Annotated in this window: 17 protein-coding genes; 12 read left to right on the top strand and 5 right to left on the bottom strand. The window is 60.0% G+C overall.

Annotation, left to right across the window (positions count from 1 at the left end; all coding sequences use genetic code 11):
- The 4 genes from rsmA to BW686_RS13970 are packed head-to-tail and all read right to left on the bottom strand — an operon-like array spanning nt 1 to nt 5876.
- A complete protein-coding gene (gene rsmA / locus BW686_RS13985) occupies nt 1-807 on the bottom strand; it encodes a 16S rRNA (adenine(1518)-N(6)/adenine(1519)-N(6))-dimethyltransferase RsmA (protein ID WP_084917710.1) in 807 nt (268 codons plus the stop codon).
- Nucleotides 804-1793 (bottom strand): 4-hydroxythreonine-4-phosphate dehydrogenase PdxA, encoded by a 990-nt coding sequence (pdxA, locus tag BW686_RS13980; RefSeq protein WP_084917708.1) that lies wholly within the window; start codon nt 1791-1793, stop codon nt 804-806. Before pdxA ends, rsmA begins: the two co-directional genes overlap by 4 nt.
- The gene (locus BW686_RS13975) at nt 1790-3112 is read right to left on the bottom strand and encodes a peptidylprolyl isomerase (protein ID WP_179149266.1); all 1323 of its coding nucleotides are present in this window, start codon (nt 3110-3112) and stop codon (nt 1790-1792) included. Before BW686_RS13975 ends, pdxA begins: the two co-directional genes overlap by 4 nt.
- The gene (locus tag BW686_RS13970; protein WP_084917706.1) at nt 3093-5876 is read right to left on the bottom strand and encodes an LPS-assembly protein LptD; all 2784 of its coding nucleotides are present in this window, start codon (nt 5874-5876) and stop codon (nt 3093-3095) included. The genes BW686_RS13975 and BW686_RS13970 overlap by 20 nt, the downstream gene beginning before the upstream one ends.
- Nucleotides 5877-6005: 129 nt before the next feature.
- Here BW686_RS13970 and BW686_RS13965 point away from each other — a divergent pair, with 129 nt between their 5' ends.
- The 3 genes from BW686_RS13965 to BW686_RS13955 are packed head-to-tail and all read left to right on the top strand — an operon-like array spanning nt 6006 to nt 8526.
- Nucleotides 6006-7031, top strand: a complete 1026-nt coding sequence (locus BW686_RS13965) for an aminoglycoside phosphotransferase family protein (RefSeq protein WP_084917704.1) — start codon at nt 6006-6008, stop codon at nt 7029-7031.
- Nucleotides 7032-7086: 55 nt separating this feature from the next.
- Nucleotides 7087-7758, top strand: coding sequence for an N-acetylmuramate alpha-1-phosphate uridylyltransferase MurU (gene murU, locus BW686_RS13960; protein WP_084917702.1), 672 nt, complete (start codon nt 7087-7089; stop codon nt 7756-7758).
- Entirely contained in the window at nt 7759-8526 is a 768-nt protein-coding gene (locus BW686_RS13955; protein WP_084917700.1) for a TerB family tellurite resistance protein, read from the top strand.
- Between the two features lie 33 nt (nt 8527-8559).
- On the opposite strand, the gene BW686_RS13950 is transcribed toward BW686_RS13955, so the two are convergent.
- Entirely contained in the window at nt 8560-9546 is a 987-nt protein-coding gene (locus BW686_RS13950; protein WP_084917698.1) for an alpha/beta hydrolase family protein, read from the bottom strand.
- Nucleotides 9547-9624: 78 nt separating this feature from the next.
- Here BW686_RS13950 and BW686_RS13945 point away from each other — a divergent pair, with 78 nt between their 5' ends.
- The 9 genes from BW686_RS13945 to trpE all read left to right on the top strand — a co-directional run bounded on the left by BW686_RS13945 (nt 9625) and on the right by trpE (nt 20485).
- Nucleotides 9625-11673, top strand: coding sequence for a sensor histidine kinase (locus BW686_RS13945; protein ID WP_084917696.1), 2049 nt, complete (start codon nt 9625-9627; stop codon nt 11671-11673).
- Complete coding sequence (locus BW686_RS13940) at nt 11670-12299, top strand: response regulator (protein WP_084917694.1); 630 nt, start codon at nt 11670-11672, stop codon at nt 12297-12299. Before BW686_RS13945 ends, BW686_RS13940 begins: the two co-directional genes overlap by 4 nt.
- Nucleotides 12300-12925: 626 nt before the next feature.
- Complete coding sequence (locus BW686_RS13930; protein ID WP_084917690.1) at nt 12926-14050, top strand: ABC transporter ATP-binding protein; 1125 nt, start codon at nt 12926-12928, stop codon at nt 14048-14050.
- 82 nt (nt 14051-14132) lie between these two features.
- On the top strand, nt 14133-15167 hold the full coding sequence (locus BW686_RS13925) for a polyamine ABC transporter substrate-binding protein (RefSeq protein WP_084917688.1): 1035 nt from the start codon (nt 14133-14135) through the stop codon (nt 15165-15167).
- Nucleotides 15168-15244: 77 nt separating this feature from the next.
- Entirely contained in the window at nt 15245-16492 is a 1248-nt protein-coding gene (locus BW686_RS13920) for an ABC transporter permease (protein WP_084917686.1), read from the top strand.
- An 11-nt stretch (nt 16493-16503) separates the two neighbouring features.
- On the top strand, nt 16504-17325 hold the full coding sequence (locus BW686_RS13915) for an ABC transporter permease (RefSeq protein WP_024672805.1): 822 nt from the start codon (nt 16504-16506) through the stop codon (nt 17323-17325).
- A gap of 119 nt (nt 17326-17444) precedes the next feature.
- A complete protein-coding gene (gene rpe / locus BW686_RS13905; RefSeq protein WP_084917682.1) occupies nt 17445-18119 on the top strand; it encodes a ribulose-phosphate 3-epimerase in 675 nt (224 codons plus the stop codon).
- A complete protein-coding gene (locus BW686_RS13900) occupies nt 18116-18934 on the top strand; it encodes a phosphoglycolate phosphatase (RefSeq protein ID WP_084917680.1) in 819 nt (272 codons plus the stop codon). The genes rpe and BW686_RS13900 overlap by 4 nt, the downstream gene beginning before the upstream one ends.
- A gap of 69 nt (nt 18935-19003) precedes the next feature.
- A complete protein-coding gene (gene trpE, locus BW686_RS13895; protein WP_084917678.1) occupies nt 19004-20485 on the top strand; it encodes an anthranilate synthase component I in 1482 nt (493 codons plus the stop codon).
- Nucleotides 20486-20723: the final 238 nt, after the last annotated feature.

Here is a 20723-nt window from a genome sequence, read left to right as displayed (position 1 = left end):
TCACTCCGTCATGACTTTTTCGCTGAGCGTGTCTGCCAGACGAACAAATGCGGCCAGGTCCAGCTGCTCGGGGCGCAGGCTGCCGTCGACGCCGGAAGCTGTAATTTCATCGCTGCTGAGCAACAGCTTGAGCGTGTTGCGCAAGGTCTTGCGACGCTGATTGAACGCTTCACGTACAACCCGCTCCAGCACGCGGTGGTCCTTGGCAGGGTGTGGCAGTGTTTCGTGCGGGACCAGACGGACAATGGCCGAGTCCACCTTGGGAGGCGGATTGAAGGCACCTGGCCCGACGTTGAACAGATGCTCCACGCGGCAATGGTACTGAACCATGATCGACAGACGACCCCAGTCGCCGCCGCCAGGGCCGGCAGCCATGCGCTCGACCACTTCCTTCTGCAGCATGAAGTGCATGTCGCGAATCAGGCTGGCGTTCTGCAGCAGGTGAAAAATCAGCGGTGTCGAGATGTTGTACGGCAGGTTACCGACCACACGCAGGCTGCGAGGCTCGGCGCCGAGGCTGTTGAAGTCGAACTTCAGCGCATCGCCCTGATGCAGGTTGAAGTTGGGCTTGCTGGCGAACTGGCTGTTCAGGATCGGGATCAGGTCCTTGTCCAGTTCGACCACATCCAGTCGGGCGCCGCTGTCGAGCAGCCCCTCGGTCAGTGCGCCCTGGCCTGGTCCGATTTCCAGCAGGCGGTCTTCAGGTTTGCTGCGGATGGCACGCAGGATCTTGTCGATAACGCCTGCGTCGTGCAGGAAGTTCTGCCCGAAGCGCTTGCGCGCCCGGTGTTGGTAGTGCTCGGTCATGAGTGGGTCTCGGCCATCTGGTAGGCGGTTTGCAGTGCAACGTTCAGGCTGCCGGTGTCGATGTCCCCGCTGCCCGCCAGGTCCAGCGCCGTGCCGTGATCGACAGAGGTGCGGATGATTGGCAGACCGAGCGTCACATTGACGGCTGCGCCGAAACCTTTGTATTTCAGCACGGGCAAGCCCTGATCGTGGTACATCGCCAGCACTGCATCGCAGTGTTCCAGGTATTTGGGGGTAAACAGAGTGTCGGCAGGCAGCGGGCCGCGTAAATCCAGCCCTTCGTTGCGCAGACGCTCCAGAGTCGGTTCGATGATGTCGATTTCCTCACGGCCCAGATGCCCGCTTTCGCCAGCATGGGGGTTGAGGCCGCAGACCAGAATGCGGGGCTGTGCTATGCCGAACTTGTTGACCAGGTCGGCGTGGAGAATACGTGTCACACGTTCCAGCCGATCCGCTGTTATGGCGTCGGCCACTTCGCGCAAGGGCAGGTGAGTGGTCACCAGCGCCACCCGCAGATCGCCGGTCGCCAGCATCATCACCACCTGTTCGGTGCGGGTCAGCTCAGCGAGGAATTCGGTGTGTCCGGAAAACGCGATACCGCCGTCGTTGATGACACCCTTGTGGACCGGCGCGGTGATCATGCCGCTGAACAGCCCATCGATGCAGCCTTGGGCAGCGCGCGTCAGGGTTTGCAGGACGAACGCGGCGTTGGCCGTGTTCAGGACGCCGGTTTTTACCGGCGCTGCCAGGGCGGTGTCCCAGACATACAGGCTGCCGGCAGGCGCAGGCAGGTCGGGGAGGGTGTCAGGCGTGACGTTTAGCAGGCTGACCGCTACACCCAGCTGCGCGGCCCGCTCAAGGAGCAGGTCGCGACTGGTGATGATAATCAGGGGGTAGGGCTGAGGCTGAGTGGCGAGCAGCAGGCAAAGGTCAGGACCTATGCCGGCCGGCTCACCGGGTGTCAGTGCGAAACGCTTTGGTTTCACTGTTCAGCCTGGGTCGCGCCAGGAAGTTTGATTTCAACGTAGGCTTCGTCGCGGATCTGACGCAGCCAGGTTTGCAGCTCTTCGTCGTATTTGCGGTTACGCAGTACGCTCAGTGCTTGCTGATCACGGGCCTGACCGGTTGCGTCTGTGGCGCGACGGCCAAGCACTTCCAGAACATGCCAGCCATAAGGCGTTTTGAAGGGTTTGGACAACTCGCCCTGCGGCGTATTGTTCATGACTTCACGGAACTCTGGAACCAGCGAGTTCGGGTCCACCCAGTTCAGGTCACCGCCATTGAGTGCAGAGCCAGGGTCTTCCGAGAAACTTTTAGCCAGTGTCGCAAAGTCTTCGCCGCCCTTGATACGGTCGTAGATTTTTTGCGCGAGACGTTCGGTTTCTTTTTCGCTGCGGATTTCGTTCGGCTTGATCAGGATATGACGCACATGCACTTCATCGCGCATCTGTGCCTGACCCTGGCCACCTCGTTTTTCCAGCAGCTTGAGGATAATGAAACCGCCTGGCGTGCGCGCCGGTGGCGTCACGTCACCGACCGGCATCGAGCTGAGCATGTCACCAAACGGTGGTGGCAACTGAGCAGCCTTGCGCCAGCCCATGTCGCCGCCTTCCAGCGCATTTTCACTCGATGACGTGGTGGCGGCGAGCTTGGCAAAGTCGGCGCCTTTCTTCACCTGGTCATAAATGCTCTTGGCCTTGACGGCAGCGGCCTGGATGACTTCCGAGGACGCACTGTCAGGCGTGGCGATCAGGATATTGGCCAGGTGAAACTCTTCAGACAACTGAGCCTTGCCCTGACTGGAAGCGAGGAAGTTTTTCACTTCCTGCTCGGAGACCTGAATACGTTCTGCCACGCGGCGCTGACGCACACGGCTGATGATCATTTCCCGACGAACCTGTTCACGGGCGTCGTCATAGGAAAGGCCGTCATGAGCCAGCGCGGCGCGGAACTGATCCACGCTCATGTTGTTGCGCTGGGCAATGGAGGCGATTGCCTGGTTCAGTTCGTCATCGCTGACACGAATGCCTGACCGCTCGCCCATCTGCAATTGCAGGTTTTCCAGAATCAGACGATCCAGAACCTGCTTTTGCAGCGCATCGGCCGGCGGTACGCCAGCTCCGCGCTTGGCGATGGTTTGCTGAACCTCACGAACACGCTGGTCCACCTGGCTTTTCATGATCACGTCGTTATCGACGATAGCCGCAACACTGTCCAGAGGCTGAACAGCTGCATGCACTGCACCGCTCAGGAGTAACGCGCCCAGCATCAGCGGGCGCAGACAATCAGAAAGCTTGGTCTTCACGTTCACGATAACCTTGAATGCCTTTGTCGAGGAAGCTGTCTACTTTGGCGCCAGTCACACCGCCGAGCCCCTTCAACACAATTTGTAGGAATATGCCGCGGTCGCCTTTCTCGTTCTGAGGTGCTGCCTGGCTGAACTCGTCATAGTCGATCCAGTAGCGGTTGACCAGACGCATTTTCCAGCAGCAGTTGTCGTACTCGAACCCGCCGAACGCTTCGATAGTGCGTGCGCGGTTGTAGTCATACTGCCAGCGGCTGATCACGCTCCACTGCGGCACGATTGGCCAGATGACCGAGAAATCGTGCTGTTGAATCTTGTAGTAGTCCTTCACGTAGTTGGGTGAACCCGGCGTGCCGTAGTCGCCACCCCCCACGATCCAGCGGCCAGTGCTTTCGTCGTAACGAATCTGGTCGTTGCGATAGCGATAGCCGAGGTTAACGATCTTGTTGGGTTCAGCTTCAGGCTGGTAGTGGAACATTGCGCTGCCCGAACGGGTGCTCTTGCTGTCCGGATCCCAGTTGAAATCGGAGTTGAAGCGCCAGTCGCGGTTGAAGCGGTACTCGTATTCCAGCGCGTAAGGCGAAACACTGGCTTGGGCGTCGTCGCGATCTGCGAACTGAACGCCTGGCAATTGCACCTTGCGGTCTTCGAAATACACGGCCTGACCGATGCTGAATCGTTGACGCTCGAAGCCGTTGTCTTCGATCCAGCGGTTGGTAATGCCCAGCGACAGCTTGTTTTCGTCTCCGATGCGATCAGAGCCGGTAAAGCGGTTATCACGGAACAGCGACGCAAAGCTGAAGGTACTTTCACTGGTGTCGAATACCGGGATATCAGACTGGTCTTTCTCTGGAACGTAGAGATAGAACAGGCGAGGTTCCAGGGTTTGGCGATAGTCTTTGCCGAACCAGTTGGTATTGCGATCAAAGTACAAGCCGCTGTCGACGCTGAAAATCGGCACGCTACGATTGACGCTGCTGTCGAATGTTCCGCCAGAGGCTGCCAGCTGACTTTTACCCGTTCCGTCTAGGCTCAGGTCGTACTGGGTGTAAACATATTTCAGCTTCGGCGTGAGGAATCCGTAAGACCAGTTCATCGGCAGGCTGACAGACGGCGCCAGATTCAGGCGATCACCATTTGCACGGTCCAGACCTGTGATGTTGTTGTCCAGGCGACTTTCGAAATTGCCGTCTTCGTCAACAAATGTGCCGCTGCGCAGGTCGCGGTCGAAACGTACGGCCTCGGTCTGATAATCGAACTTCAAACCAGCCGGGTTGTACGGCAAGGTGCCGTTGAACGTCAGCTGTGGCAGGCGGTTGTAAGGCGTAACGTTCGCAACGGTCGCCAGCTTGTAGGCCTGAGCGTTGAGTACAGCCGAGTAGCCGTCACCGCGATAGGTCAAAGAGCCTTGCTGGGAGAGGAAATCTGTCCTTTTGACGCCGATCTGATCGGTTTCCAGGTCCTGGAAGTAATACGGATCGCTGATGTCGGTGTAGTCAACCTGGGTCAGCCAGCGTGTATCAAGCCCGCCCTTGTGCTGCCAGTTGATCATCCAGCGAGTCTTGTCGTAGTCCGACTGGAGCTTGCGCTCGTCGTTCTCGTCGTTCAGGTACGCACCGCCTAACTGACCTTCGCTGCCCTTGGTCAGGTAGCGGAACTCGCCTTCCATCAGCAAGCCGCGATCAGCCATGTAGCGCGGATACAACGTGGCGTCGTAGTTCGGCGCCAGGTTGAAGTAGTACGGGGTCACGAGCGTGAAGCCGTTGTCGCCGCCCGCGGCAATCGTCGGCGGCAGGAAGCCGGACTGGCGACGGTCGTCGATCGGGAAGTAGATATACGGCGTGTACAGAACCGGTATGTCCTTGACCCGCAGGGTAACGTTGGTCGCTGTACCGAAGCCGGTGGCCGGGTTCAGCGTGATGTTGTTGCCCTTGAGTGTCCAGGCGTTGCTGTTCGGTTCGCACGTGGTGTACGTGCCGTCCTTGAGCCGGATGATCGCGTTCTCGGCACGCTTGGCGTACAGCGCGTTGCCGCGAATGTTCGACTTGTGCAGGACGTATTCGGCGTTGTCGACACGGGCTTCGCCGGTATCGAGCTGCAATTCGGCCTTGTCGCCGACGATCAGCGCACCGTTGTCGCGCAAACGGACGTCACCGTTCAGCTCGCCACGGTTTTCGGCCTGATGCAGTGCGGCCTCCTGGGCCTGCACCTGCATGCTGCCCTGGCGCATCACGACATCACCGGCCAGCGTTGCGACCTGCGCTTCCTGTTCGTAACGCGAAGCCTTGGCTCCCACGAACATCGGCGCGTCTTTCATCGGCGTCTTGTCGTCCATGCCAGGGCGGATCGGCTCGACGTAGGCACCCGAGCAGTACGGGCCGGTCTCGGCCAGTTGCGCTGCGGTAAGCTTTTCGCGAGGAACCCAATCGAGGTGGCTGTAGTCAGCACTACGCGACTTCAGGCCTTTGCCCTTGGCTTCGGTGACCAGTTGCGTGCCCGCAGCCTGACCGCTCGAAGAGGTACTCTCCGACGAAACCGTGCCGTTGGAACTGACCGACGTCGTGTCATGCACGGGGCGCGGAGGCAGATCTACAGCTGCAGTGTTGGATTTCGGCGCACAGTTCCAGGCACCCGAAGCAGCGACTGAGCAGTCATACTGTTCCGCGGCGACCACGAACTGAGTGGCCAGAGGTTGCATCGCCAGCAGACTGCCGGTTACGAGCAACGGAAATTTTTTACGAAACGCGGGGGATTTCAATGCCATCTTATTAGTCCGGGCTTCCTGCGCGCCATCTGCCCGCGGGGGGGCCGCACGCCTCTCGATGGGCTGAAAAAGATTCCGGATAATAAAGCATGACCCGCTTGACGGCTAGCGCCGTCGGAGACCCTTGTAATGTCAGATCAAGATATACGCCTGCAATCCTTGAAAGTTTGGCTCGATGAGCAGCTGCCAGCGCTGTTTACAGCGCACAATTGGGGCGCCGTTCCCCCGGCCACGTTGACTGCGGCCAGCAGTGACGCAAGTTTCCGTCGTTATTTTCGCTGGGAGGGTGCCGACCGAACTTTTATTGTCATGGATGCCCCGCCACCCCGGGAAAACTGTAAACCGTTCGTGGATATCGCTCATTTATTGGAAAAGTCGGGCATTAATGTTCCAAAAATTTATGCCGAAGACCTGACGCAAGGGTTTTTGCTGCTCAACGATCTGGGCCGGCAGACGTATCTGGACGTGATCGACGCGGACAATGCCGACGCACTGTTCGCCGATGCTATCCAGGCGCTGCTGGCTTTTCAGCAACTGCCGATGGACGCGCCGCTGCCCGCTTATGACGAAGCCTTGCTCCGTCGTGAGCTGGAGCTGTTCCCCGAGTGGTACGTGAAGCGCCATCTGGGAATCGAGATGGATCAGGCGCAACTGGCGGACTGGCAGCAGATCAGCACGCTATTGATCAACAGTGCGCTGGCGCAGCCCAAGGTACTGGTGCATCGTGACTACATGCCTCGCAATCTGATGATCAGCGAGCCCAATCCGGGCGTGCTGGATTTCCAGGATGCGGTCTACGGCCCGGTGACCTACGACGTGACCTGTCTGTTCAAGGATGCCTTCCTGAGCTGGCCGCAGGAGCGTGTCAGCCAATGGCTGAACATGTACTGGGACAAAGCGCGTGCGCTAGGGATCCCGGTGCAGGATGATTTCGCGGCATTCGAGCGCGCCAGTGACCTGATGGGTGTGCAGCGCCATTTGAAGGTGATCGGGATCTTCGCGCGAATCTGTCATCGCGATGGCAAACCTCGTTATCTGGACGATGTTCCGCGTTTCTTTGCCTACATAGAGGCCGTGCTTTCGAAACGCCCCGAACTGGCGCAGTTAGGGCAGTTGCTCACCAGCCTGCAACAACCTGTCACGACTTCCGTCTGAGCAGGCAGATGAAAGCCACCTTGAAACAGACATTGATTGATTTGAAGAGGACTGCATGAAAGCGATGATTCTCGCCGCCGGAAAGGGCGAGCGAATGCGACCGTTGACCTTGCACACCCCCAAGCCGCTGGTGCGTGCGGGGGGTGTTCCTCTGATCGAGTACCACCTGAATGCCCTGCGTGACGCCGGCTTTCACCAACTGGTCATCAATCACGCCTGGCTGGGGCAGCAAATAGAAGATTATCTGGGTGACGGTCAGCGTTTCGACCTGAGCATCCGGTATTCGCCTGAAGGTCAGCCGCTGGAAACCGGCGGAGGCATCCACCGGGCGCTGCCATTGTTGGGCACCGAGCCTTTCGTCGTGGTCAATGGTGATATCTGGACCGATTACGATTTCAGTGCGTTGCGCATGCCGCTTTCGGGTCTGGCCCATTTGGTGTTGATCGATAACCCGGCGCATCACCCGACCGGCGATTTTTCGCTGGTCGATGGCCAGGTCCGCGATGACGATTCGGCGGGTGTGCGCCTGACCTACAGCGGTATCGCCATTCTTCATCCGCAACTGTTTGCCGACTGCGAACCCGGTGCGTTCAAGCTGGCGCCGTTGCTGCGCGAAGCCATGCACCAAGGCCTGGTAACCGGTGAGCATTTCAGAGGTCGCTGGGTGGATGTCGGCACCCATGAGCGGCTGGCCGAAGTCGAGCAGTCGCTTGTGGAGAGCCGCTGAATGCTCTGGCCTGGCACACTGATCGGCGCTGGGGCCGGCTATGCCATTGCCAGCATTCCGGGCGCTATGCTCGGCGCGTTGTTGGGACAAGCGTTGGACAGACGGCTGAAAATTCGGGGCTGGGCACACTTGCGCGAACGCTTGGGCGGACGCGCGACGATACCTGACGATGGGCTGCTGTTCGTGATGCTGGGCCGGCTGGCCAAGAGTGAAGGGCGAGTGGTGGCCAGCCACATCCATCAGGCCCGTACCGAGATGCGGCGCCTGAACCTGAATGACGCCGAACAACTGCGCGCCATCAGTGCCTTCAAGCGCGGCAGGGACGGTGTCGATGGCTTGCGCAGTTATTTGCGCGGTTTGCAGGGGCAGGCCGAGTGGGCGGAAGAGTTGTTGCGTGCCTGCTGGCGGATGGCCTGGGCGGATGGCAAGGCTTCTCGGGTTGAACGCGAGCTGATCGGCATGTGGGGTATGTGGCTGGGCTGGTCGCAACAACAAGTCGAAGCCCTGGCCGCCGATCATGACCCCATGAAGCGTTCGCCGATCAGCGCAGGTGATGACTATAAGGGCGCGATGGCGTTGCTGGGCATAAAACCCGACACCGATCCGTTGAGCATCAAACGCGCCTATCGGCGGCTGCTCAGCCGGCATCACCCGGATAAAGTCGCCGGCTCGGGTGCCAATGCCCAGCAAGTGCGCGTGGCCACCGAGAAGACCAGCGAGCTGCACAACGCTTATCGGGTCGTGAAAAACCGACGCGGCTTCACATGAAGCGGCGCCCTCATCAGGCTGCGTTCGTGACGTCTACTTTTCCTCTTTGGCTTCAATCCAGCCGCGAATACGCCTGAACATCTGTTCTTGCTCGGTGTTTTCATTGCCGATGATGTTGATCAGGCCGATTTGGGTAAAGCCCGGCCCCTTGGTGCGCTTGCTGGCCTGCAAGCGTGACCGGGCAGCCAGGTCCACGGGGTTCTTGTAGATGAAGTCGGCGGTCTTGATTTTCAGCGCAGGCACCATTTCCAGCAGTGACGGTGCTGCATTGGCGGGCTCGCGGGCAGCGACCATCACCAGTTTCTGTACGGCAGGCGAGGTTCGTTCATTGAGGAACCTGGCTGCCCAGTACGCGCCACTGCTATGGCCGAGCAGCACGATGCTGCGGGCCTTGTTCTGTTGCGCGAAGCTGATTGCGCTTTCTATGCGCGCGAAAATGCGTTCGGCCTGCGCTTTGTTGCGTTCCTCATCCGCCGCGGCCTTCGCCGTGGCAGCGGCCGCCTGAGCTTCAGCTTCAACTGCCGGGTCCGGTGCTTTCTCGGCAGCATCTTTGGGCTTTTCCTTCGGCTTTTCGGCGTTGGCGTCTGCCGCTGCTGTTTCGGGCTCTCGCGCTGTCAAGGTGTTGTCCTGCGCATCCGGCAGGGTGATGCTCAGGCTGGACCAGCCGACATCCGGAAACTTGCGCCGCAGCGGGCCGACGGCGTCTGGCCAGTCCGGAGACTCATCGTCGCCCGGCACAATGATGACAGCGCCCTGTGGTTCTTCGCTGTTGGCAGGTTTCCAGAGCGCAAGAAAGCTTTCATCCCCGGCCTGAAGTTGCTGCTGATCCTCGCGAGGCAGTTGACGCTCCAGTGCTATCTCGTCTTCCTGAGAGCGGCTGAGCAGCGGTGCCCGTTCGACAGGCGCTTCGGCAGCAGCGTCCTTGGCAGGCGCCGGATCGGCGGCTGTTGCAGGCAGGGAGCAAGGAAGGACCAATGAAAGAAACAGTGCAGGAAACGTTGCGCGAAAGGGGTAGGACATCGGATATTCCAAGCCGGTAACTGTCCCGGCAGCCTAATAGGTTGATCGGCTTTTGTCAGGCGTGAGCCTGAGCGGCACATGCCCGTCATACGAACATACGAGAGCGACACATTGATCATTCGTCTTCTGCGCACCGGTCTTATCGGCTGCCTGGCTTTGCTCTTGATGGTTCAGATGGCGATGACGCAGGCTGACGAGCTTGAAACGCCCGCCGCCGCTCAACTGAGTCCGACACAGCGTAGCTGGCTTGATCAGCATGGCCCGTTGCGGGTCGGGCTGGTGCTGCGTGCGCCTTACGCCCAGTTCGACCAACGCCTGCAGCAGTTGTCCGGTGCCAACGTCGAGTTGATGAATGCGCTGGCCGCGACACTGCCGGTCGAGTTGCTGTGGCGAAACTTCGCTGACCAGGCCGCGCTGGAAAAAGCGCTGGCCAAGGGAGACATCGACGTAGCGCCCGGACTGATGCAAACCCCGGCGGGGCTGCAGTTGTGGTTATTTTCTGATCCGTATCTGCGGGTCTCGCAACTGTTGATCGGTGAACGTGACGGCAGCGCCGCCGTGGACCTGGAAAAGCTCGACAGCCTGTCACGCGTGGCGGTGCGCATGCCGAGTTCTACCGCCGATTACCTGCGCAACAATTTTCCGCACCTGAACCTGCAAGGTGTGCCGCTAGAGCGCCAGGCGCTGCAATTGCTGCTCAGCCAGCAGGCCCGGTACGCGGTGGTCGATGAGGCACAACTCAGTCGTCTGTTCCGTGAACCGGAGTTTGCCGGGCTGGCCGTGGTGGGTGACATCGGCTTGCCGCAGTTGCTGCGTGTGGCGTCACGCCGCGATGCCCCGGAGCTGGCGGCCATCATCAACGAAGGCCTGCGGGCGATCCCAGGCAAAGAGCTGGAGCATCTGCACACACGCTGGATGCCGCTGAATCCTTCGCATTTCACTGAATCAACGAAGCTCTGGAAAAACCTGTGCATTCTGCTGCTGGTGATGCTGCTGGCCTGTTTTGCCATCGTGATCTGGCAGCGTCGCCAACAACAAGCGCTGGAGCAGGAGCTGCTCGCCGGGCGTGAAGACCTCGCGCGTAGCGTCGAAAGCGAAGAAGCCTTGCGGCTGGCGCAATTCTCCATTGATCAAAGTACCGTCGGGATTCTCTGGGTCAACTGGGACAGCCGCGTGCGCTATGCCAATCGCGCTGCGGAATCCATGCTGGGCTATGCGCCGGGGAAGGTCGTAGAGCGCCCATTGATCGACTTCGAACCCGATCTGCACATGGACCGCTGGCTCAATCTGTGGAAAAACGCCCGTTCCAGCGATGACAGCCCGCAGGTGTTCGAAACCCATTATCTAAGGGCCGACCGCAGTCTGGTGCCCACGGATGTCTCGTTGAGCTTCCTGCGATTTCGTGATGCGGAATACCTGGTGGTGTTCCTCAGCGATGCCAGCGAGCGCCGCCGCGCTCACGATCAGTTACGTGAGTTGTCAGCGCACCTGGAAAGCGTGCGCGAGGAAGAAAAGGGACGTATTGCCAGGGAAGTTCATGACGAACTGGGTCAGATGCTGACGGTGCTGAAGCTGGAAACGTCGATGTGCGAGCTGGCGTACGCGGATCTGGACGCTGGTCTGGGCGAGCGTCTGGACAGCATGAAGCGTCTCATCGGTCAGTTGTTTCAACTGGTGCGCGATGTCGCCACCGCACTGCGGCCACCGATTCTCGATGCAGGCATCGCATCGGCGATCGAGTGGCAGGCGCGGCGGTTCGAGGCGCGGACCCAGATTCCTTGTCTGGTGCAAGTGCCGGATAATCTTCCGGCGCTCAGCGATGCCAAGGCAACAGGTATGTTTCGGATTCTTCAGGAGGCGCTGACCAACGTGATGCGTCACGCCGATGCGCACACGGTCGAAATCGGCCTGACCCTGGACGACGGCATGATGTGCATGAGCATTGCGGATGACGGGCAGGGGTTTGTCATCGAATCGGGCAGGGCGGCTTCATTCGGTCTGGTCGGGATGCGCGAGCGGGTATTGATGCTCGGCGGCAGACTGGAACTGGACAGCGAGCTGGGTGAGGGCACAACCTTGCGTGCTTACATACCGCTGGACCTCACCGCTCAGGAGCGAAAACTGTGATTCGTGTTTTGGTAGCTGAAGATCACACCATCGTGCGTGAAGGGATCAAGCAACTGATTGGCCTGGCCAGAGACCTGCAAGTGGTGGGCGAGGCCAGCAACGGCGAACAGTTGCTCGAGACGTTGCGCCATGTGGCCTGTGAGGTGGTGCTTCTGGATATTTCCATGCCCGGCGTCAACGGGCTGGAAGCCATCCCGAGGATTCGCGCCCTTGCCAATCCGCCCGCGATTCTGGTGTTGTCGATGCACGACGAGGCGCAAATGGCGGCGCGGGCGCTGAAAGTCGGGGCTGCGGGTTACGCCACCAAGGACAGCGACCCGGCACTGCTGCTGACCGCCATCCGCCGTGTGGCGGCCGGTGGGCGCTACATCGACCCGGACCTGGCCGACCGCATGGTGTTCGAGGTGGGCCTGACAGATAACAGGCCCTTGCATTCGCTGTTGTCGGAGCGAGAGTTTTCGGTCTTCGAGCGTTTGGCCCACGGCGCCAACGTGAACGACATTGCCCAGCAACTGGCCCTGAGCAGCAAGACCATCAGCACCCACAAAGCGCGGTTGATGCAGAAAATGAAACTCAACTCCCTGGCCGATCTCGTCAAATACGCACTGGAACACAAACTGCTCTGAGTCTGAAAACGACATGCCATCTGGCTATCGGGCCGACGCTCCGCGTCCTCTTGCGACGCAGAGCGTCACGAACGGCATTCCCACGCTGGAGCGTGCGGAACGAGCGGCGTCCTTGAACCACTATCGTGCCCATGCTCCGCGTGGGCATGCCTGTCTGGACGCTCCGCGTCCTTTTGCGACGCAGAGCGTCACGAACGGCATTCCCACGCTGGAGCGTGGGGAACGAGCGGCGTCCTTGAACCACTATCGTGCCCATGCTCCACGTGGACATGCCTGTCTGGACGCTCCGCGTCCTCTTCGACGCAGAGCGTCACGAACGGCATTCCCACGCTGGAGCGTGCGGAACGAGCGGCGTCCTTGAACCACTATTGTGCCCATGCTCCGCGTGGGCATGCCTGTCTGGACGCTCCGCGTCCTCTTCGACGCAGAGCGTCATGAACGGCATTCCTGATGGGACGTGCGGAACGGTAGATTCTGGCGGCATGCCTAAACGCGCCATCTCTGTAGGGCAATCCCTACCCCGGGCCTTCCGGCCTGACTAGGCGATTCTCTCCCGCCTCCCGATTTGCGGGGCATTCGGGCTGCTCTAGGCTTGAGCCCACGCAGACAAACCAAAGGTGTGGGTAATGAGCGACGTCGATACAAGCGCTGGAGCGAGTGATGTTCTGGTCAGCTTTCGTGGTGTGCAAAAGAGCTACGACGGCGAAGCACTGATCGTCAAAGACCTCAACCTGGACATCCGCAAAGGCGAGTTCCTGACCCTGCTTGGTCCTTCCGGCTCTGGCAAGACCACCAGCCTGATGATGCTGGCCGGTTTCGAGACGCCGACTGCGGGCGAAATCCTGCTCGGTGGCCGCGCCATCAACAACGTCCCGCCGCACAAGCGCGACATCGGCATGGTGTTCCAGAACTACGCGTTGTTCCCGCACATGACGGTTGCTGAGAACCTCGCGTTCCCGCTGACAGTGCGTGGCATGAGCAAGACCGACGTGGGCGAAAAGGTTAAAAAGGCGCTCGGTATGGTCCAGCTGGACACCTTTGCGCACCGCTACCCGGCGCAGTTGTCCGGTGGCCAGCAGCAGCGTGTCGCGCTGGCGCGTGCGTTGGTGTTCGAACCACAACTGGTGCTGATGGACGAACCGCTCGGCGCACTCGACAAGCAACTGCGCGAACACATGCAGATGGAGATCAAACACCTGCACCAGCGTCTCGGTGTGACGGTGGTCTACGTGACCCACGACCAGGGCGAAGCCTTGACCATGTCGGACCGGGTCGCGGTGTTTCATCAGGGTGAGATCCAGCAGATTGCGCCGCCGCGCAGCCTGTACGAAGAGCCGAAAAACACCTTTGTTGCCAACTTCATCGGTGAAAACAATCGGCTCAACGGACGGCTGGTCAGTCAGGACGGCGACCGTTGTGTGGTCGAGCTGGAGCGTGGCGAGAAGGTTCATGCGCTGGCGATCAATGTCGGCCAGCCCGGTGGTCCGGTGACGCTTTCCATTCGTCCCGAGCGCATCAACCTCAATGGCCGCAGTGAAAGCTGCGTCAACCGGTTCTCGGGACGGGTGGCCGAGTTTATCTATCTGGGCGACCACGTCCGAGTGCGCCTTGAAGTCGCCGGCAAGACCGACTTCTTCGTCAAACAGCCGATTGCCGAACTGGACCCAACGCTGAGCGTGGGCGACGTGGTGCCGATGGGTTGGCAAGTTGAGCACGTGCGTGCGCTCGACCCCTTGCAGCAAGAGCATTGATCTACCGATAAAAGCAATAACAGAGGCGAATTGATCGCCCATCCCAATCGCTTACCAACACTGCTCGTGGAGAAAAGAACCTATGTTGAAGTCTTTGAAGTTCACCGCCATCACGTTGGGCCTGATGTGCGCTGCGCAAGCGATGGCCGCCACCGACCTGACCGTCATTTCCTTCGGCGGTGCCAACAAGGCCGCTCAGGAAAAAGCGTTCTACGCGCCGTGGGAAAAGGCCGGCAACGGCAAGATTATCGCCGGTGAATACAACGGTGAAATGGCCAAGGTCAAAACCATGGTCGACACCAAAAGCGTTTCCTGGGACCTGGTAGAAGTCGAATCGCCAGAACTGGCCCGTGGTTGCGACGAAGACATGTTCGAAGAGCTGGACCCGAAACTGCTCGGCAATGCCGCTGATTTCGTGCCGGGCGCTATCACCACCTGCGGTGCAGGCTTCTTCGTCTGGTCCACTGTGCTGGCCTACAACGCCGACAAAGTTGCCAGCGCGCCAAGCGGCTGGGCCGATTTCTGGGACACCAAGAAATTCCCAGGCAAGCGCGGCCTGCGCAAGGGTGCCAAATACACCCTGGAATTCGCCCTGATGGCCGACGGCGTTGCACCGAAAGACGTCTATAAAGTGCTGGCCAGCAAAGACGGTCAGGACCGCGCATTCAAGAAGCTCGATGAACTCAAGCCAAATATCCAGTGGTGGGAAGCCGGCGCACAGCCGCCGCAGTACCTCGCTTCCGGTGACGTGGTCATGAGTTCGGCCTACAACGGCCGGATCGCCGCCGTGCAGAAAGAAAGCAACCTCAAAGTGGTCTGGACCGGCGGCGTGTATGACTTCGATGCCTGGGCGATTCCTAAGGGTTCGAAAAACGCTGAAGCGGCGAAGAAGTTCATCGCCTACATGCTGAGCCCGGAGCAGCAGAAGACCTACTCGCAGAACATTGCCTACGGCCCGGCCAACACCCAGGCGGTCAAGCTGCTGGACAAAGAGACGCTGCAGAACATGCCGACCACGCCTGAGAACATCAAGGATCAGGTGCAGATGGATGTGGCGTTCTGGACCGACAACGGCGAATCGCTGGAGCAGCGGTTCACCGCATGGGCTGCCAAATAATCAGCCTGAGTTGAGTCAGATCCGGGCGTTCCCTGCATAAGGGAGCGCCCCCTTGTTGAAAGATCCCGGAGTTCGCTATGGCCATCGCCGTGCCCCTGACTGAAGGCGCCAGCCCCAACTTGAAGCAACGTCTCGCTCGCGCCGAGCGGGTCAACCGCTGGAAGGCTCAGGCACTGATCGCGCCGTTGGTGATTTTCCTGCTGTTGGTGTTTCTGGTGCCCATCGCCGCGTTGCTCTACAAGAGTGTCGGCAACCCCGAGGTTGTGACTGCGCTGCCGACCACGGTGGTCGAGGTGCAGAAATGGGACGGTAAAGGGCTGCCGCCCGAGTCGGTCTATAAGGCGTTGAGCCTGGACCTGGCTGAAACGCGCAAGAATTCCACGCTGGGCGATCTGTCCAAGCGTCTGAACATGGAACTGGCCGGCTACCGCAGCCTGCTGAGCAAGACCGCTCGTGCGCTGCCGTTCAAGACCGAACCGGCCTCTTACAAAGAAGCCCTTGAAGCGCTGGACGAACGTTGGGGCGACCCTGCTTACTGGCAGGCAGTGCGCCGTAACACCAGCAGTGTCACGCCGTATTACCTGTTGGCGGCGGTTGATCATCGCGTCGATGATCTGGGAGAGGTGGCACCTGCGACCCCGGATCAGTCGATCTATCTGGATATCTTCGCCCGCACCTTCTGGATGGGGCTGGTGATCACTGCGATTTGTCTGGTGCTGGCGTATCCGCTGGCTTACCTGCTGGCCAGCTTGCCGGCACGGCAGAGCAACCTGCTGATGATTCTGGTGCTGCTGCCATTCTGGACCTCGATCCTGGTGCGCGTGGCGGCCTGGATCGTGCTGTTGCAGTCGAGCGGGCTGATCAACAGTGCGCTGCTGGCGATGGGCATTATCGACAAACCGCTGGAGCTGGTCTTCAACCGGGTCGGTGTGTACATCTCGATGGTCCACATCATGCTGCCGTTCATGATCCTGCCGATCTACAGCGTGATGAAGAACATCTCCCCGACCTACATGCGTGCGGCCATTTCGCTGGGCTGTCACCCGTTCGCCAGTTTTTGGCGCGTGTACTTCCCGCAGACCTACGCGGGGATCGGTGCGGGTTGTCTGCTGGTGTTCATTCTGTCGATCGGCTACTACATCACCCCGGCCTTGCTGGGCAGCCCGAACGACCAGATGGTCAGCTATTTCGTCGCGTTCTACACCAACACCAGCATCAACTGGGGCATGGCAACGGCGCTCGGCGGGCTGTTGCTGTTGGCGACCATCGTGCTGTACCTGATTTATAGCTGGCTGGTCGGCGCCAGCCGCCTGCGTCTGAGCTGAGGAGCATCACCATGTTGAACCCCTACACATCGCCGATCGAGCGCATCTGGTATTACGCGCTGCGCATCCTCTGCACGCTGGTGCTGCTGTTTCTGGTACTGCCGGTATTGGTCATCGTGCCGTTATCGTTCAACTCCGGCAGTTTTCTGGTCTACCCGCTGCAAGGCTTCTCATTGCAGTGGTATCAGGACTTCTTCAACTCCGCCGAGTGGATGCGCGCGTTGAAGAACAGCATGATTGTGGCCCCGGCCGCGACCTTACTTGCGATGGGCTTCGGCACGCTGGCGGCTATCGGCCTGACCCGTGGCAACTTCCCCGGCAAGGCGCTGGTCATGGCACTGGTGATTTCGCCGATGGTGGTGCCGGTGGTGATCGTCGGTGTTGCCAGTTACCTGTTTTTCGCGCCACTGGGCCTGGGCAACAGTTACACCTCGCTGATTCTGGTTCACGCCGTGCTGGGCGTGCCGTTCGTGATCATTACGGTGTCGGCGACCTTGCAGGGTTTCAATCACAACCTGGTGCGCGCTGCGGCGAGTCTGGGCGCATCGCCGCTGACCGCGTTCCGTCGCGTGACCTTGCCGTTGATTGCACCGGGGGTGATTTCCGGTGCGCTGTTCGCCTTCGCGACCTCGTTTGACGAAGTGGTCGTGACGCTGTTTCTGGCCGGACCGGAACAGGCGACCTTGCCCCGGCAGATGTTCAGCGGCATCCGCGAAAACCTCAGCCCGACCATCGCCGCCGCGGCGACCCTGCTGATCGGCTTTTCGGTGGTATTGCTGCTGGTGCTGGAATGGTTGAGGGGGCGCAGCGAGAAACTGAGAACGGCTCAGTAACCGAGAGCAGCAAGCTGCAAGACAAGGCGAATCCATACGCTTGCAGCTTGAGGCTTACCGCTCCAGGCGAAGCTTGGCGTACAATCCGCGCACCGTGATTCTGCTCAAACAGGTGCGTCATGCAGCCCTTCGTTATTGCCCCATCGATCCTTTCCGCTGACTTCGCCCGCCTGGGTGAGGAAGTCGACAATGTGCTGTCCAGCGGCGCTGATTTCGTCCACTTCGATGTCATGGACAATCACTACGTCCCGAACCTTACCATCGGCCCGATGGTGTGCGGCGCGTTGCGCAAGTACGGCGTGACCGCGCCGATCGACGTGCATTTGATGGTCAGCCCGGTGGATCGCATCATCGGCGACTTCATCGAGGCCGGCGCCACCTACATCACCTTTCACCCGGAAGCGACCCAGCACATCGACCGCTCCCTGCAACTGATCCGTGAGGGCGGCTGCAAGGCGGGTCTGGTGTTCAACCCGGCGACCCCGCTGAACCTGCTGGAATACGTGATGGACAAGGTCGACATGATCCTGCTCATGAGCGTCAACCCCGGCTTCGGCGGTCAGAAGTTCATTCCCGGCACGCTCAACAAGCTGCGCGAAGCGCGAGCGCTGATCGAAGCGTCTGGCCGTGATATCCGTCTGGAAATCGACGGCGGCGTCAACGTCAACAACATCCGTGAAATCGCAGCGGCAGGTGCTGACACCTTCGTCGCCGGCTCGGCGATTTTCAATGCTCCGGATTATCGCGAAGTGATCGAGAAGATGCGTGCAGAACTGGCGTCTGCCCGCGCATGAGCGGCTTCGACACGTTGTTTGCAGGCCAACTGCCCAAGCTGATCATGTTCGACCTGGACGGCACGCTGGTGGACTCGGTCCCCGACCTTGCCGTGGCTGTGGACAAGATGCTGGCTGAACTGGGCCGGCCACCGGCTGGTCTGGAGTCGGTTCGTGGCTGGGTCGGCAACGGTGCGCCGGTGCTGGTACGCCGTGCGCTGGCTGACAACCTCGACCACAGCGGCGTCGACGATGCCCTGGCCGAGCAGGGGCTGGAAATCTTCATGCGAGCCTATGCCGAAAAGCATGAGTTCACCGTGGTCTACCCCGGCGTGCGCGAAACCCTGAAGTGGTTGCAGAAGATGGGCGTCGAAATGGCCCTCATCACCAACAAGCCGGAGCGCTTTGTGGCGCCGTTGCTGGATGAAATGAAGCTGGGGCGTTTTTTTCGCTGGATCATCGGTGGTGACACCATGCCGCAGAAAAAGCCCGACCCTGCCGCGCTGTTTTTCGTGATGAAAATGGCCGGTGTTCCTGCTTCGCAATCGCTGTTTGTCGGTGACTCGCGCAGTGACGTGCAGGCCGCCAAGGCTGCCGGTGTGGCCTGCGTTGCGTTGAGCTATGGCTACAATCACGGCAGGCCGATTGCCGAAGAAAACCCGGCGATGGTCATCGATGATCTGCGCAGGTTGATTCCCGGTTGCCTGGATCTGGACGCTGAGATACTGTTGCCCGACATCAAACGTCCCTCCTCAAGAGAATCCATCGTGGTGGTCACTCGCAAACTCTGGATGAAAGTCATCAAGGCCCTGGCCCGCTGGCGTTGGCGCGCCTGACTTGATTCTGGCCGGCATGCCGGCACGTTTGCCTACCTGACCGTTTACCTTCAAACCACGAGGTTGCTCATGAACCGTGAAGAATTCCTGCGTTTGGCCGCCGACGGCTACAACCGCATCCCGCTTGCCCGTGAAACCCTGGCTGACTTCGACACGCCGCTGTCGATCTACCTCAAGCTGGCCGATCAGCCGAACTCCTACCTGCTGGAGTCGGTGCAGGGTGGCGAGAAATGGGGCCGTTATTCGATCATCGGTTTGCCATGCCGCACCGTGATGCGTGTGCATGGCCATCACGTCAGCGTGACCCACGATGGCGTCGAAATCGAAAGCCTTGACGTTGAAGACCCGCTGGACTTTGTCGAGACCTTCAAGGCGCGCTACAACGTACCCACCATCGCCGGGCTGCCGCGTTTCAACGGCGGGCTGGTCGGCTATTTTGGTTACGACTGTGTACGTTATGTCGAGAAGCGCCTGGCCAATTGCCCGAACCCCGACCCGCTGGGCGTGCCAGACATCCTGCTGATGGTGTCCGACGCAGTGGTCGTGTTCGACAACCTGGCGGGCAAGATGCACGCTATCGTGCTGGTCGATCCGGCGCAGCAGGATGCCTACGCGAGTGGCGTTGCGCAGCTGGATGAACTGATGCACACGTTGCGGCAGCCGATCACGCCGCGTCGTGGTCTGGACCTGGACAGGCCGCCGGCCGCCGACCCGGTATTTCGCTCCAGCTTCACGCAGGATAACTACGAGACCGCGGTCGACACCATCAAGCAGTACATCCTGGCGGGCGATGTGATGCAGGTGGTGCCGTCTCAACGTATGTCCATCGATTTCACGGCGGCGCCGATTGATTTGTACCGGGCGCTGCGCTGCTTCAACCCGACCCCGTACATGTACTTCTTCAATTTCGGTGACTTCCACGTGGTGGGCAGCTCGCCGGAAGTGCTGGTGCGCGTCGAGGACAATCTGATCACGGTGCGTCCCATCGCCGGAACCCGTCCTCGCGGTGCGACAGAAGAAGAGGATATTGCGCTGGAGGAAGACCTGCTGTCCGACCACAAGGAAATCGCCGAGCATTTGATGCTCATCGACCTTGGGCGCAATGACGTCGGGCGGGTTTCCGAGATCGGCTCAGTCAAACTGACCGAGAAGATGGTGATCGAACGCTACTCCAACGTGATGCACATTGTGTCCAACGTGACCGGCGAGCTGAAAAACGGCCTGACGGCGATGGATGCACTGCGGGCGATTCTGCCAGCCGGTACCTTGTCCGGTGCGCCGAAAATCCGTGCCATGGAAATCATCGACGAACTGGAGCCGGTCAAGCGCGGCGTCTACGGCGGGGCAGTGGGCTATATGGCGTGGAACGGCAACATGGACACCGCCATCGCGATCCGTACTGCGGTCATCAAGGACGGTGAGCTGCATGTGCAAGCCGGTGGCGGCATCGTCGCCGACTCGGTGCCCGCACTGGAATGGGAAGAAACCCTGAACAAACGCCGCGCGATGTTCCGCGCCGTTGCCCTGGCGTCGCAGCCTGCCGAGGGTTGAGCGGGCTTGATGCTCTGCGTCTCAAAGCAGACGCAGAGCGTTATACATAAGTCTTGTGGGAGCGAGCTTGCTCGCGAAGAGGCCGGCACAGCCCCGGAAATGGGGTGTTTGGGCTGTTACTTTCGTGAGCAAGCTCACTCCCACAAGTCACAAACCTGCGCCGCCTCTATCTAGACACTCATAATACATAAGTCTTGTGGGAGCGAGCTTGCTCGCGAAGAGGCCGGCACAGCCCCGG

It is taken from the genome of Pseudomonas syringae (assembly GCF_002157375.1).
GTDB classification, from domain to species: domain Bacteria; phylum Pseudomonadota; class Gammaproteobacteria; order Pseudomonadales; family Pseudomonadaceae; genus Aquipseudomonas; species Aquipseudomonas syringae_T.
The sequence above is the reverse complement of the archived record's forward strand: the minus strand, read 5'-3'. Positions and strand labels throughout refer to the sequence as shown.